The 13,533-nt window shown below is 67.6% G+C and carries 14 protein-coding genes and 2 riboswitches; of the genes, 5 read left to right on the top strand and 9 right to left on the bottom strand.

From position 1 onward, the window contains the following. Window positions 1-28: 28 nt before the first annotated feature. Window positions 29-475, bottom strand: a complete 447-nt coding sequence (gene aroQ, locus ACW17X_RS01025; RefSeq protein ID WP_492099098.1) for a type II 3-dehydroquinate dehydratase — start codon at window positions 473-475, stop codon at window positions 29-31. 742 nt (window positions 476-1,217) lie between these two features. On the opposite strand from aroQ, the gene thiS reads away from it, so the two are divergent. Continuing rightward, window positions 1,218-1,415 carry a sulfur carrier protein ThiS gene (gene thiS / locus ACW17X_RS01030; protein WP_492099100.1) on the top strand — a complete coding sequence of 66 codons (198 nt, stop codon included), beginning with the start codon at window positions 1,218-1,220 and terminating at the stop codon, window positions 1,413-1,415. On the opposite strand, the gene ACW17X_RS01035 is transcribed toward thiS, so the two are convergent. Both ACW17X_RS01035 and ACW17X_RS01040 read right to left on the bottom strand, forming a co-directional pair. Next, on the bottom strand, window positions 1,416-1,802 hold the full coding sequence (locus ACW17X_RS01035; protein WP_492099102.1) for a type II toxin-antitoxin system VapC family toxin: 387 nt from the start codon (window positions 1,800-1,802) through the stop codon (window positions 1,416-1,418). Beyond that, a complete protein-coding gene (locus ACW17X_RS01040) occupies window positions 1,799-2,044 on the bottom strand; it encodes a type II toxin-antitoxin system Phd/YefM family antitoxin (RefSeq protein WP_287929612.1) in 246 nt (81 codons plus the stop codon). Before ACW17X_RS01040 ends, ACW17X_RS01035 begins: the two co-directional genes overlap by 4 nt. A 115-nt stretch (window positions 2,045-2,159) precedes the next feature. On the opposite strand from ACW17X_RS01040, the gene ACW17X_RS01045 reads away from it, so the two are divergent. Further along, window positions 2,160-2,942, top strand: coding sequence for a HisA/HisF-related TIM barrel protein (locus ACW17X_RS01045; protein WP_492043124.1), 783 nt, complete (start codon window positions 2,160-2,162; stop codon window positions 2,940-2,942). Between the two features lie 368 nt (window positions 2,943-3,310). Here the strand turns inward: ACW17X_RS01045 and ACW17X_RS01050 are convergent, their stop codons facing one another. Further along, complete coding sequence (locus tag ACW17X_RS01050; protein ID WP_492099106.1) at window positions 3,311-4,066, bottom strand: tRNA1(Val) (adenine(37)-N6)-methyltransferase; 756 nt, start codon at window positions 4,064-4,066, stop codon at window positions 3,311-3,313. Window positions 4,067-4,264: 198 nt separating this feature from the next. On the opposite strand from ACW17X_RS01050, the gene ACW17X_RS01055 reads away from it, so the two are divergent. Both ACW17X_RS01055 and ACW17X_RS01060 read left to right on the top strand, forming a co-directional pair. Continuing rightward, window positions 4,265-5,206: a polyprenyl synthetase family protein gene (locus ACW17X_RS01055; RefSeq protein WP_492100421.1), complete on the top strand. Its 942-nt coding sequence runs from the start codon at window positions 4,265-4,267 to the stop codon at window positions 5,204-5,206. Continuing rightward, a complete protein-coding gene (locus ACW17X_RS01060) occupies window positions 5,196-5,861 on the top strand; it encodes a squalene/phytoene synthase family protein (protein ID WP_492099108.1) in 666 nt (221 codons plus the stop codon). Before ACW17X_RS01055 ends, ACW17X_RS01060 begins: the two co-directional genes overlap by 11 nt. Window positions 5,862-5,973: 112 nt before the next feature. Here the strand turns inward: ACW17X_RS01060 and gcvPB are convergent, their stop codons facing one another. From gcvPB to gcvT, 4 genes are all read right to left on the bottom strand, one after another. Then, complete coding sequence (gene gcvPB / locus ACW17X_RS01065; protein ID WP_492099110.1) at window positions 5,974-7,542, bottom strand: aminomethyl-transferring glycine dehydrogenase subunit GcvPB; 1,569 nt, start codon at window positions 7,540-7,542, stop codon at window positions 5,974-5,976. Window positions 7,543-7,554: 12 nt separating this feature from the next. Next, window positions 7,555-8,901, bottom strand: coding sequence for an aminomethyl-transferring glycine dehydrogenase subunit GcvPA (gene gcvPA, locus ACW17X_RS01070; RefSeq protein WP_492099112.1), 1,347 nt, complete (start codon window positions 8,899-8,901; stop codon window positions 7,555-7,557). Window positions 8,902-8,967: 66 nt separating this feature from the next. Further along, entirely contained in the window at window positions 8,968-9,333 is a 366-nt protein-coding gene (gene gcvH, locus ACW17X_RS01075; RefSeq protein ID WP_271164830.1) for a glycine cleavage system protein GcvH, read from the bottom strand. Window positions 9,334-9,343: 10 nt separating this feature from the next. Further along, window positions 9,344-10,459, bottom strand: a complete 1,116-nt coding sequence (gcvT, locus tag ACW17X_RS01080) for a glycine cleavage system aminomethyltransferase GcvT (protein ID WP_492099114.1) — start codon at window positions 10,457-10,459, stop codon at window positions 9,344-9,346. A gap of 55 nt (window positions 10,460-10,514) precedes the next feature. Further along, window positions 10,515-10,594: riboswitch (glycine riboswitch) on the bottom strand. Window positions 10,595-10,598: 4 nt separating this feature from the next. Further along, window positions 10,599-10,695: riboswitch (glycine riboswitch) on the bottom strand. Between the two features lie 387 nt (window positions 10,696-11,082). Between gcvT and ACW17X_RS01085 the strand changes: the two genes are divergently transcribed. Further along, window positions 11,083-12,888: an autotransporter domain-containing protein gene (locus tag ACW17X_RS01085; protein ID WP_492099115.1), complete on the top strand. Its 1,806-nt coding sequence runs from the start codon at window positions 11,083-11,085 to the stop codon at window positions 12,886-12,888. A gap of 22 nt (window positions 12,889-12,910) precedes the next feature. On the opposite strand, the gene ACW17X_RS01090 is transcribed toward ACW17X_RS01085, so the two are convergent. Next, complete coding sequence (locus tag ACW17X_RS01090; RefSeq protein WP_492099117.1) at window positions 12,911-13,474, bottom strand: GGDEF domain-containing protein; 564 nt, start codon at window positions 13,472-13,474, stop codon at window positions 12,911-12,913. Between the last annotated feature and the right edge of the window lie 59 nt (window positions 13,475-13,533).

Consider the following 13,533-nt stretch of genomic DNA (forward strand, 5'->3'; position numbering starts at 1 on the left):
TCGTCTTGGAATGCGAACGGGTCGGCCCTCAGGCGCGTTCCCGAACCTTGGTGAGGGCCGCCTGGACGGCCAGTTCATAGCCGGCCGAGCCGAAGCCGGCGATGACGCCGGTCGCCGCGGACGACACATAGGAGTGATGGCGAAACGCCTCGCGCGCCGCCGGATTGGACAGATGAAGCTCGATCACCGGAATGGTCAGGGTCTTCAGCGCGTCGTGCAGGGCGACCGAAGTGTGGCCATAGGCCGCCGGGTTGATGATCAAGGCCTGCGCGCTCTCACGCGCCTCCTGGATCCAGTCGACCAGCACGCCTTCGTGGTTGGTCTGGCGGAACACGATCTGCGCCTGGCCCCCCGCCGTCACGCAGCGCTGTTCGATGTCCGCCAGGGTGTCGCGGCCATAGATCTCCGGCTCCCTTGCCCCGAGAAGGTTCAGGTTGGGGCCGTTCAGCACATAGATGACGGACGTGTCGGACATCGGTTCTCGAATCGAGGCTCCGGAATCGGGCGACCTCTGACGGTTCAGGGCCGGCCTTGTAGCTTAGGCGCGGCGCGGGTCAAAGCGCAGCGTCGAAACGGCTTGACCTAGCGTCATGCGCGCGGGCGTCAACGGATTTCCCGTCGCGGGGGCGATAAGGGCTGGGAAAAGGGGGAGGGCGGACGGTTTGGAGGGCAGCAGCCGGGGCGGCGGCGGTCTTGGTCCTTCGGCAGACTAGGCGCTCGAGAACCGTTAAGTGGCCTTGCGTAGAACGAGGATGCTGGCAAAGCCAAGGATCACACCTAAGATCAAAATCCAGGTGATTGTGGGGACCAGAATGCCCTGGCGGAATCCATAAAATAACAAGCCAGCACACAAAGCTCCGAACCAGGCCACCGCCTGTAGAATGGCGAAACCTCTAGAATGCTTCTTCATTTCGCCACCCATGGAACCGCGACTTGGAGGTTTGTCAAATCGTCGGGTCTTGGCAAGAGGGCGAGTAGCGATGGAGCTTGAGATGCGGTTTCCAATCACCCGCCACCGTCATCCTCGGGCTTGACCCGAGGATCGGGCGCGGATCGGGCGTTGCGTCTGGGCGGTCGCACAAGCGGCGGGCCACGCGATCCTCGGGTCAAGCCCGAGGATGACGAATAGGGGGAGGCCACGTGATGCGGCGGCGCCTCATGCCCTCCGCGCCGAAACGCGCTATGACACGCCTACATAGGATATCGAGGCAGACGGTTTGCGTATTCAAGTCAACGGCGATCCACGCGAGGTCTATGCGACGACCGTGACGGAGCTGGTCCAGGAACTGGCGCTGGACCCCCGCAAGGTGGCGGTCGAGCGTAATCTGGAGATCGTGCCCCGGTCGCTGCACGCCGTCACCGCCCTGGCCGAGGGGGACCGGATCGAGCTGGTCCAGTTCGTCGGCGGCGGGTGATCAGACTGCCAGTATGGCCTCCTGATAAAGGGTGATGTCGCGGTCGGCGGTCATGAGGACCAGGTTTTCGCAGCGGGCCTGTGCGATCAGGGCGCGGTCGAACGGGTCGCGGTGCAGTAGCGGCAGGGCCTGGACGGCGAGGCCGTGCAGGCTGGTGAAGTCGATCTCGTTGTAGCCGTTGGCCAGAAACTGATTTCGCAGCCGCTCCGGGTCCAGCTGGAAGTCGAGCCGTTCCAGCCGGCGCTTTATCCCAATCTCCCAGATGCTGACCGCGCTGAAGAACAGGAGGTTATGCGGATCTTCCAGATAGCCGCGCGCCCTGGCCGACAGACGCTCGGGCCGTGTCGCCGTCCAGACCAGCAGATGGGTGTCCAGCAGGATGTTCACGGCTTGCCGTAGAACATCTCTTCGATCTCGTCCTTGAACGGCGTCTTGATGTCGTCCGGGATGACGCCTTCGCCCTCCATGAAGCCGATGCGTTGCACGACCTTTTTCGGGGCCTCGTCCAGCGGGACCAGTTTGGCGACGGGCTTGCCCGCCTTGGCGATGGTGATGGTTTCGCCCTTGGCCGCCCGGTCCAGCAGGCGCGACAGGTGGGTCTTGGCCTCGTGGACGTTGACCGTTTCCATGCGTCGCTCCGGGTGAACTTAGTCCACTTAGTTTAGTCCATCGGGGGGCATCTCGCAACGCGGCGTGATCGATCCGCCCTTTCGCATCGGGCGCGACAGGACTAGGTCACCACCCATGACCGATACAGCCCCCGAAACCTGGTCCGTCGCCGGCCGCACCTTCAACTCCCGCCTGATCGTGGGCACCGGCAAATACGCCGACTACGCCCAGAACGCCGCCGCCGCCGAGGCGGCGGGGGCCGAGATCGTGACCGTGGCCGTGCGCCGGGTGAACCTGACCGATCCGAACCAGCCGATGCTGGTCGACTATGTGAAGCCCGACCGGTTCACCTTCCTGCCCAACACCGCGGGCTGTTTCACCGGCGAGGACGCGGTGCGGACCCTGCGCCTGGCGCGCGAAGCGGGGGGATGGAGCCTGGTGAAACTGGAGGTGCTGTCCAACACGGCCCACCTGTATCCCGACATGATCGAGACACTGCGGGCGCTGGACCTGCTGATCAAGGACGGGTTCGACGTCATGGTCTATTGCACCGACGACGTGGTCATGGCCAAGCGGCTGGAAGACGCCGGGGCCGCCGCCATCATGCCGGCCGCTGCGCCGATCGGCTCGGGCCTGGGCATCCAGAACGAGGTCAATGTCCGGCTGATCGTCGAACAGGCCAAGGTGCCGGTTCTGGTGGACGCCGGCGTGGGCACGGCCTCGGACGCGACCCGGGCGATGGAGCTGGGCTGCGACGCCGTGCTGATGAACACCGCCATCGCCGGAGCCAAGGATCCGATCCGCATGGCGCGGGCGATGAAGCATGCCGTGATCGCCGGCCGCGACGCCTATCTGGCGGGACGGATGGCCAAGCGGATGTATGCGGACCCCTCGTCGCCGCTGGCGGGATTGATTTAATAGCCTTCCCTCTCCCGCCGGGAGAGGGCTTGAGCGCCCGAGAGCGTCAGCGATCGGTCTTGCGCGAAAGGGTGAGGGGCACAGGGGTGCGAACTGGCCCACCGGCGGACCCCTCATCCGGCCCTTCGGGCCACCTTCTCCCGCAAGGGGAGAAGGAAAGTCGGTGGGCGCCATCGCGCACAATGACGCTGGTCTCACTCTTGCGTTTTCAACCGCTTGCCCGTTTCTCGCGCCGTCTTTCCCACCGGGGTTCGCCGCGCCTGTAAAATGCGTCCCATGACCCACGGCGGCGCCATCTCAATGCATAGTCTGTCGCCTTGGCGGTTTGGCGGTTTGTCACCCTGTTTTTACGACAGGGCGCCAAACCCTCACCAACCCAGCGCCGCCTCGCCCCTCAGAATCGCCTCGGCCTCGGGCGTGTGTTTGGCCCCCGAGCGGTCGTGCAGGACCAGGGGCGGCAGCAGGCGCAGGGGCGCCTTGCCGGTCTTGATCGCCTGGACCAGCACCCGCTTGGCAGGCTGGTCGACAAACGGTTGCACCGGGCGGATGGCGAAAGAGCCCGCCTTTTCCCCCAGCAGGGCCAGCAGGTCCGCCAGACGGTCGGCCCGGTGGATGATCACGATCCGGCCCCCCTCGCGCACCGCTTTCAGCAGCAGGCCGGTCCAGGCCGCCAGGCCGTCGTCGGCCATCCAGGCGCCCTGTTTGCCCGGCGCCGGCGCGCGCAGGGCGCCGGGGTCGTCGAAGAAGGGCGGGTTCGACACGGCCCAGTCGAAGGGCGTCAGGTCCAGGGCGCGAAACCCCGCCGCCACATCGCCGTCGATGATGGTGGTGCGATCCCCAAACCCGTTCAGCGCCGCATTCTCGCGCGCCAGATCTGCGGCGAGCGAATCGCGCTCCAGGCCCGTCAGCGACGTCCCGTCATGACGGGCGGCGATCTGCATCAGCACGGCGCCGGCGCCGCAGCCCGCCTCGAACAGCCGCTCGCCCGACCTGGGCGCGACAGCGGCGGCCAGCAGGGCCGCATCCATGCCGGCGCGATAGCCGCGCGCGGGTTGCCGCAGGTGCACGCGGCCGTTCAGCAGGGCGTTCTCCACGACATCCGGCGCGGCGGGGACGGTGTCCAAACCTCAATCTCCTTGACCCTCCGGGGGTCGATCACCATTGTGCGCGCCATCGCGATCCGGCAAGCGGACGCGGTCGGAATTAGCTGCGCGGCGGACGTCGCGCGACCTGTGAAAGAGTATCTCTTGGACGTTGTCCCCGCCGCCTTTCCCCGTCCGAAGGGGGATGTGAACGCCCTCGTCCGGCTGGCCGGAACCGACATGGCCGAGGTGGATTCCCTGATCATCGACCGGATGCAATCCGACGTGCCGATCATCCCCAAACTGGCCGAACACCTGGTCTCGGCCGGGGGCAAGCGGTTGCGGCCCCTGCTGACGGTCGCCGCTGCAAGGGCGTCGGGCGCTGAGGGGGACATCCTGTCGCCGAAGAAGCTGGCCGCCGCGGTCGAGTTCATCCACACCGCCACCCTGCTGCACGACGATATCGTCGACGCCTCCGAACTGCGGCGCGGCAAGGTCGCGGCCCACCTGATCTGGGGCGCCCCCACCAGTGTTCTGGTGGGCGACTTCCTGTTCGCCCGTGCTTTCGAGCTAATGGTCGAGACCGATTCGATGCGGGCCCTGGGCATTCTGGCCCAGGCGTCGCGGGTGATCTCGGAAGGCGAGGTGCTGCAGCTGACGCGCGCCCACGACCTGAACCTGGATCAGGCCACCTATCTGCAGATCATCTCGGCCAAGACCGCCGAACTGTTCGCCGCCGCCGCCGAGGCGGGAGCCGTGGGCGCCGGCGCCGATGCGGCTGCGACCGCCGCCCTGCGCGACTACGGCATGGCCCTGGGCATCGCCTTCCAGCTGGCCGACGACGCCCTGGATTACGGCGCGACGGCCGAGGCCCTGGGTAAGAACGCCGGCGACGATTTCAACGAGGGCAAGGCCACCCTGCCGCTGCTGTTGGCGGTCGCCCGCACCCGGGGTCGCGAGGACGATTTCTGGGAGCGGACCGTGACCAAGGGCGAACGCACGCCTGAGGATTTCGCCCGCGCCCGCGAACTGGTCGTCGGTTCCGGCGCCATAGGCGCGACCCTGGATCTGGCCGGCGACTATGCCGATCAGGCCAAGGCCGCCCTGTCGGTCCTGCCCGCCACGGACTGGCGCGCGGCCCTGGAAGACCTGGCCGATTTCGCCGTTTCGCGTGCCGCCTGAACCTGTGCATGAACCCGATCCGGCGGCGGTGGCGGGAACCCTGGACGCCCAGGTCCGCGCCGCCGACCTGGACCGCTGGCTCTCTAGCCGCCTGGTCGCCGACGAGCGCGCCCGCGCCGACCTGATCACGCTGTACGCCTTCGAGGCCGAGCTGATGGCCATACCCACGCGGGTGACCCAGCCCCTGCTGGCCGAGATGCGCTACACCTGGTGGGCGGAACAGCTGGACGGGGTCTTCGCCGGGATCGCGCGCAAGGGCCATCCGGTGCTTGAGGCCCTGACCGACCTGGTCGCCCGCTACGCCCTGGACCGCGCCCCCCTCGACGCCCTGATCGAGGCTCACATCGGCCGCGTCCACGGCGAGCCCCACGACCTGGACGCCTTCTACCTGGGGCCGATGCAGACGGCGGTCGATGTGCTGGCCGGACCGGGCCACGCCGACAAGGTGGTCGAGGCGGGGCGGGTGCGGGGGCTTGGACAGGTGGGGCGCGCGGACGAGGCGAGGGCGGGGCGCAAGGCGGCGAACGCGGCGTTGAAGGGCTTGCCCCCAGCGGCGTTTCCGGCTGTGGCCTCGGCGACCTTGATACGTGCGGATGAGCCCGAACCGGTCAAACGCCTCCGCCTCATCTGGGCGACCCTCCGCGGGCGGATTTAGGTCGCCGCCTACGCGCAACACCCCGGATCCATACCCTCGGCCTGGAAGCGGGATACCGCCGCCGGCTTCGGGATTATGGACCTTAGGATGATGGGACTTGTATTCGCCAGCCTTAAGCGGCCTGGTTCGACCCTTCCGGCGCGGACCAGCGCAGGACCGGCGAGCGGGCGGCGCGGGTCTCGTCCAGGCGCTTCAGCGGGGCGTGGAAGGGCGCGCCCTTGAAGCGATCCACGTCGCCGGCTTTCGCGGCCTCGGCCAGCAGGCGCATCGCGTGGATGAAGCGATCCAGCTCGGCCTTGGACTCGGTCTCGGTCGGCTCAATCAGCATGGCCCCGTGGACGACCAGGGGGAAATACATGGTCATCGGGTGGAAGCCCTCGTCGATCATCGCCTTGGCGAAGTCCAGCGTGGTGATGTCCGTGCCCTTCAGCCATTCGTCGTCGAACAAGGCCTCGTGCATGCAGGGGCCGTCGGGGAAGGCCGCCGACATCAGGTCCGACAGTCGGGCCTTGATGTAGTTGGCGTTCAGCACGGCATCCTCGGCCACCTGACGCAGGCCGTCGGCGCCGTGGCTCATCATGTAGGACAGGGCGCGCACATACATGCCCATCTGGCCCTGGAAGGCGCACAGGCGACCAAAGGCCTGAACCGCCTCGTCCTCCTCGCGCTCGATCAGGCGATAACCGTCCTCGTCGTGCACGACCCAGGGCGCCGGGGCGAAGGGCGCCAGGGCCTCCGACAGCACCACCGGACCCGCGCCCGGCCCGCCGCCGCCGTGCGGCGTCGAGAAGGTCTTGTGGAGGTTGATGTGCATCGCATCCACGCCCAGGTCGCCCGGACGAACCCGGCCGACGATGGCGTTGAAGTTGGCCCCGTCGCAGTAGAAGTAGGCGCCCGCTTCGTGCGTCAGCCGGCTGATCTCCAGGATGTCGCGCTCGAACAGGCCGCAGGTATTGGGGTTGGTCACCATGATGGCGGCCACGTCGTCGCCCAGCTTCGACGCCAGGTCGGCCACGTCCACGCGGCCGTCCTCGGTCTGGGCGACCTCGACGACGGTGTAGCCGACGAAGGCGGCGGTGGCCGGGTTGGTGCCGTGGGCGCTGGTGGGCACCAGAACCTTGCGGCGCTTCTCATGCTGGCCCGAGGCCTCGTGCGCTGCGCGGATGGCCATCAGGCCGCACAGCTCGCCGTGCGCGCCCGCCTTGGGCGAAAGGGCGACGGCGGGCATGCCGGTTAGGGTCTTCAGCCAGTGGGCCAGCGTATCCATCAACTCCAGCGCGCCCTGCACCGTCGAGATCGGCTGCAGCGGGTGGATGTCCGAGAAGCCGGGCAGGCGCGCCATCTTCTCGTTCAGACGCGGGTTGTGCTTCATCGTGCACGAGCCCAGCGGATAGATGGCCAGGTCGATGGCGTGGTTCTTCTGGGACAGGCGCACATAGTGGCGCATGGCCTCGGGCTCGGACAGGCCGGGCAGGCCGATCGGATCCTTGCGGACCAGGTCGCCCAGGTCCGAGCCATCGGTCTTGGGCTCAGCCAGATCGACGCCGGTCTTGCCCCAGCCGTCGCCCTCGAAGATCAGGGCTTCGTTCTGCAACAGGCCGCGGCCGCCGGTCAGGGTGGCGGGCTTTGAAGCGACTTCGTTCGGGGCGGTCGGGCGGCCGACAGTGTTCATGGTGCTCATGGTCGTTATCCCTTACGCGCCGAGGACTTTGGAGAGCGACTTGGCGAGGATCTGGATGTCGACATCCAGGGTGGTCTCGGTCGCGGCGACCAGCAGGACGTCGTCCATGCCGGCGTCGGGGGCCAGGCGGCTGTAGGGCACGCCGGCCAGCACATGATGATCGGCTAGGGTAGAGACGACCTCGGCCGCGTTCCTGGGCAGGCGCACCGCGAACTCGTTGAAGAAGCGGTCCGTCAGAATCTCGACGCCGGGAATCGCCGCCAAGGCGTCGCGCGTGGCGACGGCCTTCTCATGGTTCAGCAGGGCCAGTTTACGCAGGCCCGTCTCGCCCAGCAGGCTCATGTGGATGGTGAAGGCCAGGGTGCAGAGGCCGGAATTGGTGCAGATGTTCGACGTCGCCTTGTCGCGGCGGATATGCTGTTCCCGCGTCGACAGGGTCAGGACGAAGCCGCGCTCGCCGTCGGCGTCCACCGTCTCGCCGGTCAGGCGGCCGGGCATCTGGCGGATCAGCTTCTCGCGGGTGGCGAACAGGCCGACATAAGGACCGCCGAAGTTCAGGGCGTTGCCGATCGACTGGCCCTCGGCCGCGACGATGTCGGCGCCCATCTCGCCGGGCGACTTCAGCAGGCCCATGGACACCGCCTCCGTGACCACGACGATCAGCAGGGCGCCGGCGGCGTGGGCGGCCTCGGCGATCTTCGTGACATCAGTTGCGGTGCCGAAGACGTTCGGGGTCTGGACGACGACGCAGGCGGTGTCGGGACCGATCTGGTCGATCACGGCGGCCTCGGCGTCCAAGGCGGGAGCCAGAACTTCCGTCTCAACGCCGACGGCGTGGACCACGGTCTCGGTCGCCTTGACGTAGTGGGGGTGCACCCCGCCCGAGATCACCGCCTTGTTGCGACGGGTCACGCGGGTCGCCATCAGCACGCCCTCGGCCATGGCGGTCGAGCCGTCATAGAGGGAGGCGTTGGCCACCGGCATGCCGGTCAGGTTCGCGACCTGGGTCTGGAATTCGTACAGATACTGCAGGGTCCCCTGGGCGATTTCCGGCTGATAGGGGGTGTAGCTGGTCAGGAACTCGGACCGCTGGATCACGTGATCCACCGTCGCCGGGACATGGTGCTTGTAGGCCCCTGCGCCGCAGAAGAAGGGCACGGCGCCGGCCGTGGCGTTCTTGGCCGCCATGGCGGACAGGGCGCGTTCGACCTCCATCTCGCCGGCCACGCGGGGCAGGTCCACCGGCCCGTCCAGCCGCGCCGCCTCGGGCACGTCCACGAACAGGTCGTCGATCGATTTCGCGCCGATGGCGGCGAGCATCGCCGTGCGGTCGTAGGGCGTCAGGGGGAGATAACGCATGGTCTTGTCCTGGGCCATGAAAGGCCGAAGACCCGCTGACTCTTAATCAGCGGGTCCGATGGGGGCTTAGAGGGTGGCGAGGAAGGCGTCGTAGGCGGCCTGGTCCATCAGGGCGTCCAGCTCCGAGGCGTCCGACACCTTGATCTTGGCGAACCAGCCGTCGGCCTGCGGGGCGGAGTTGACCGTTTCCGGCGCGGTCGACAGGGCGTCGTTGGCCTCGACCACTTCGCCCGAGACGGGGGCGTAGACGTCCGAGGCGGCCTTGACGCTCTCGACCACGGCGAAGCTGGCGCCCTTGGCGACGGTCTTGCCGACCTCAGGCACTTCCACGAACACCACGTCGCCCAGAGCGTCGGCGGCGTGCTTCGAGATGCCCACGGTGGCGATGTCGCCGTCCAGGCTGACCCACTCGTGATCCTTGGTGAACTTCATGATCTGATCCTCAGACGGTCTTCGGTTTGCGGTAATAGCGCTGCGCCACGAAGGGCATGGCGACGACTTCGGCGGCGGCGGACTTGCCGCGCACGATGACCTTCAGGTCCGTGCCCAGGGCCGCAAAGGCCGGCGGCACGAAGCCCATGGCGATGTTCTTGCCCAGGGTGGGGGAGGGGCCGCCCGAGGTGACCTTGCCGACGACATTGCCCTCTGCGTCGGCGATCTCGGCGCCTTCGCGGGCCGGGGCGCCTTCCTTGACGATCAGGCCCACGCGGACGCGTGCGGCCCCATCGGCCAGTTCCTTCAGGATGCGGTCGGCGCCGTTGAAGTCCGCGCGCTCCTTGCGCGACTTGGACAGGGCGAAGGTCAGCGCCCCTTCGACCGGCGAGGTCGTCGGGTCGATGTCATGGCCGTGCAGCGGCAGGCCGGCTTCGAGCCGCAGGCTGTCGCGGGCGCCCAGGCCGATCGGCTTGACGCGGGCGTCTTCCAGGATGGTGTTCCAGACGCGCTCGGCCTGGTCCGCCGGGACCGAGATCTCATAGCCGTCCTCGCCGGTATAGCCCGAACGCGAGACATAGCAGTCGACGCCGAACAGCATCAGCCGGGCGCATTCCATGAAGCCCATTTCCGCCAGGATCGGTTCGTGGGCGGCCATGACCTCGGCGGCCTCCGGCCCCTGGATGGCGATCAAGGCGCGGTCCAGCACCGTTAGCTTGGCGTCGCCTTCGAGGTTCGCCTCCCAGAAGGCGAAATCCTCGTCCTTGTTGCCGGCGTTGACGACGACGAACAGGCCGTCGTGGTCGGGGCGGCCGGCCATCAGGTCGTCGATGATCCCGCCGTCCTTGTTCAGCAGCAGCGAATACTTCTGCTTGCCGGCCTTCAGGATTTCATAGTCGCCGGGCACGAACCGCTCGAACTGGGCGGTGGCGTCGGCGCCGGTGATCTTGCACTGGCCCATGTGAGACACGTCGAACAGGCCGGCGTGTTCGCGGGTCCAGCGGTGCTCGGCCAGGACGCCCTCATACTGAACCGGCATGTCATAGCCGCCGAAGCCCACCATACGGGCCCCCAGGGCGCGGTGCGCGGCGTTCAGGGGCGTGGTCTTCAGGGTTTGGTCGGTCATGGTTCAGACTTTCACGGTCGCGTGTTTTGGCGGAGCTCCGCCGTCGTCGCGCCCCCGCTGTCCTGAAGCCTGAGAGATTCCGGCGGTCAGACCGCCTTGCTCCGTCGGCGCGCCCCTAAGAGCGGCTTTCCAGCGTCCGTATGCTGTCGCGGTCCGTTTGCCTGAGCGTTTCCGGGGCGGTTGCGCCTTCGGCGTCGGCACGCTGAAAGCGCGCCGAACTCTCCCGCGAGAGCGCCCGACCTAAGGCATCGACTCAGGCTCAAAGTCAAGCGCCGTCGGCCCGATCTGGCGCGCATCTACGAGCCGCATGGCCATTCCGAGGACAAGCTGTACCCGGTCGTAGTCTATTTTCACCGTTCAACGCACGAGTTCTTCGGCATGGCCATGGTCATGCCCGACGCTATGGCGGCCCAAACCTTCGCCGCCCACGAACTGAAGCGCGCATTCGATACGGCGATCCTGCCGATTTGACCTTGCTCAAAGCCTAGAAAGACAGGGGTGAGATGTCCCGTACCCGGTACGATTTTAGGGCATGCTTCCCTAGCGGCATCTTGCGCTCGCCGCAGAGTGGCGCATCCTCCCGTGTAACGGTCGCGATACACGACGATCGTGGGAGGAAATAAATGTCACGCTATCTCACCGGCGGCGCCGTCGCCGCCTTGGTCGTCGCCGCCTGCGCCTTTGCGGGCTCGGCCTCGGCCCAGACCTACAACCGACTGGTCGTGTTCGGCGACAGCCTGAGCGACAACGGCAATCTGTATCTCGCGTCCGGCGGCACGCAGCCGCCCAGCCCGCCCTATTTCCAGGGGCGTTTCTCGACGGGTCCGGTGTTTACGGAACTGCTGGGCTTCAACGCGGTCAATTTCACCGGATCCGTCAGCGGCAGCATCAACTACGCCTTCGGGGGCGCCCGCACCGACGCCTCGGTTGGCCCGCCGCCGGGCATGCTGACCCAGTTGGCCGCCTACACCAGCAGGGGCGGGACCTTCGGATCCAATGATCTGGTCAGCGTCCTGGGCGGCGCCAATGACATCTTCCAGGGCCTGCCTGCCGCCGGCGCCTCCGCCAGTCCGGTGGCGGCCATCACTCCTGTGGCGACGACGGCTGCCGCCAACATCAACAGCCTGGTCAACAGCGTCGCCGGGGCGGGAGCGGGGACCGTACTGGTGACCAACCTGCCCAAACTCAGCCTGACTCCGCAGTTCCGCGGCACGGCGGCGGCGCCCCTGGCCGATTATGCGGTGACGACTTTCAACTCGAGCCTGCTGACGGGTTTGAACACGACGGCGGCCGCGCGGCCCGGCAGCAACATCATCCTGATGGACCTGTTCAAGATCGGCGACACCGTGGCCGCCAATCCCGGTCAGTTCGGCATCACCAATGTCACCCAGGCCTGTTTCAACGGGGTGACGGTCTGTTCGAACCCTAACAGCTACTTCTACCTCGACGGGGTGCATCCGACCGCAGCTGGGCACCAGATCATCGCTCGTCTGGCGACCGACTACCTCTATTACGGCGATATTGGTTCTCAGGCGGCCTTGCAGGGCGAAACCGCCTTCCGGCACCGCGAGGACGCCCTGGATGCGGCGAGCGAAGCCCTGTCCGGGCGTGAAGCCTGGGAGGCCGGCGTGGCGGTCACCGCCTCGGCCATGGTCGACAGCGTGGATACGGACGCCCGGGGCGCGGTCACTGAATCGTCCAGCGACGGCTGGGGCGGTCGTATCGCGCTGGAGGCTGGACCGTCGGCGAATTGGCGCTTCGGCATGGCCGGCACGGCGCGCAAGACCGATGTCGAGAGCCAGGCTCTGACGTTCAACGTCGAGAGCTTCGGCCTGGATCTGTATGGCGGCTGGCGCTCAGGCGACCTGTTCGTCAATGCGGCGGTCGGGGTGGCGCGCGACAATATCGACGACATCGAGCGCACCACCAGCCTGGCGCCCATCGTCCACACGGCCGAGACCCGCGCCTTCAGCACGGGCGCTCGACTGCAGGGCGGGATGTGGTTCGACATGGGGGGCGTGGCCCTGTCGCCGCGCGCCGCCGTGACCTGGGCGACCAGCGACGTCGACGGCTATTGGGAGCAGGGCGTCGCCGCCCAGTACCAATATGAGGACCGCGAGATGAAGGCGATCAGCGGCGAGATCGCGCTGCGGGCCGAGGCGGAAATGGGCGGGTTCGGCCTGTTCGCCGAGGGCGGCTATCGCGACGCCCTGGACGACAGTTCGGACCCGGTGCGCGTCGGGATCTACAACAACCCGGCGCAGGTGCTGGAGCGGGAGGTCGAGGATCCCTTCGGCGGCCAGTTCCTGGCCTCGGCCGGGGTCGAAGGCTCGGTGGGACCGGTCAAGGTGACGGTCGCCTATCGTGGCCGGTACGGCGAACACGCCGACAGCCATATGGGCGGCATTCAGTTGCGGCTGCCGTTGTAAGACAAAGGGCGGGGAAGGGGCCTCAGCGCCCCTTCTTGCGCACCCACATGGCGGCGTCGGCCTCGGTCAGCCAGACCTCGGGGTCCGAATGGCCGTCCCAGGCGCGGACGCCGAACGAGCCGCCCAGCGGGGTCTGCTCGCCGTTCCAGACGAAGCCTTCCGTCTTCAAAGCTTCGGCCAGCTGGCGCGCCTTGGCCCGGCCTTCCTCGACGCCGGCGTTCAGCATCAGCAAGGCGAACTCGTCGCCGCCCAGTCGCCCCACGGCGTCTGATTCGCGCAGGTGGCCCAGCATCATCCGCGCTACGGCCACCAGGGCGGCGTCGCCAGCGGCATGGCCCAGCCGGTCGTTGACGCCCTTGAACCCGTCCATGTCGAGGTACAGTAGCACCGCAGGCACATCGTGCCGCTGGCAGTAGGCCATGGTGCGCTGGAGGGCGGCGATGAAGCCGCGGCGATTGAGGGCCGGGGTCAGGACGTCGTGATCCGCCGCCGCCTCGGCCGCAGCGGCGCGCTGCTTCCAGGCGTCCAGCTCGGCGCGCAGGCGCTCGATCTCGGCGGTCAGGTCGTGTTCGGCCACGTCGGTCACGGCGCAGGCAGGCTCCGGCGGCGCGACTCAGTCGGACGCGCGATAGGCAGATGGTAGAG

The sequence above is a fragment of the Brevundimonas sp. FV1ye4L genome, from assembly GCF_058681255.1.

Coding starts and splice junctions, on each gene's coding strand:
- gcvPA (WP_492099112.1), bottom strand. CDS start 8,901: ATGCGTTATCTCCCCCTGACGCCCTACGACCGCACGGCGATGCTCGCC.
- ACW17X_RS01055 (WP_492100421.1), top strand. CDS start 4,265: ATGGCCGAGGTGGATTCCCTGATCATCGACCGGATGCAATCCGACGTG.
- gcvH (WP_271164830.1), bottom strand. CDS start 9,333: ATGAAGTTCACCAAGGATCACGAGTGGGTCAGCCTGGACGGCGACATC.
- gcvT (WP_492099114.1), bottom strand. CDS start 10,459: ATGACCGACCAAACCCTGAAGACCACGCCCCTGAACGCCGCGCACCGC.
- aroQ (WP_492099098.1), bottom strand. CDS start 475: ATGTCCGACACGTCCGTCATCTATGTGCTGAACGGCCCCAACCTGAAC.
- ACW17X_RS01045 (WP_492043124.1), top strand. CDS start 2,160: ATGACCGATACAGCCCCCGAAACCTGGTCCGTCGCCGGCCGCACCTTC.
- ACW17X_RS01085 (WP_492099115.1), top strand. CDS start 11,083: ATGTCACGCTATCTCACCGGCGGCGCCGTCGCCGCCTTGGTCGTCGCC.
- gcvPB (WP_492099110.1), bottom strand. CDS start 7,542: ATGAGCACCATGAACACTGTCGGCCGCCCGACCGCCCCGAACGAAGTC.
- ACW17X_RS01040 (WP_287929612.1), bottom strand. CDS start 2,044: ATGGAAACGGTCAACGTCCACGAGGCCAAGACCCACCTGTCGCGCCTG.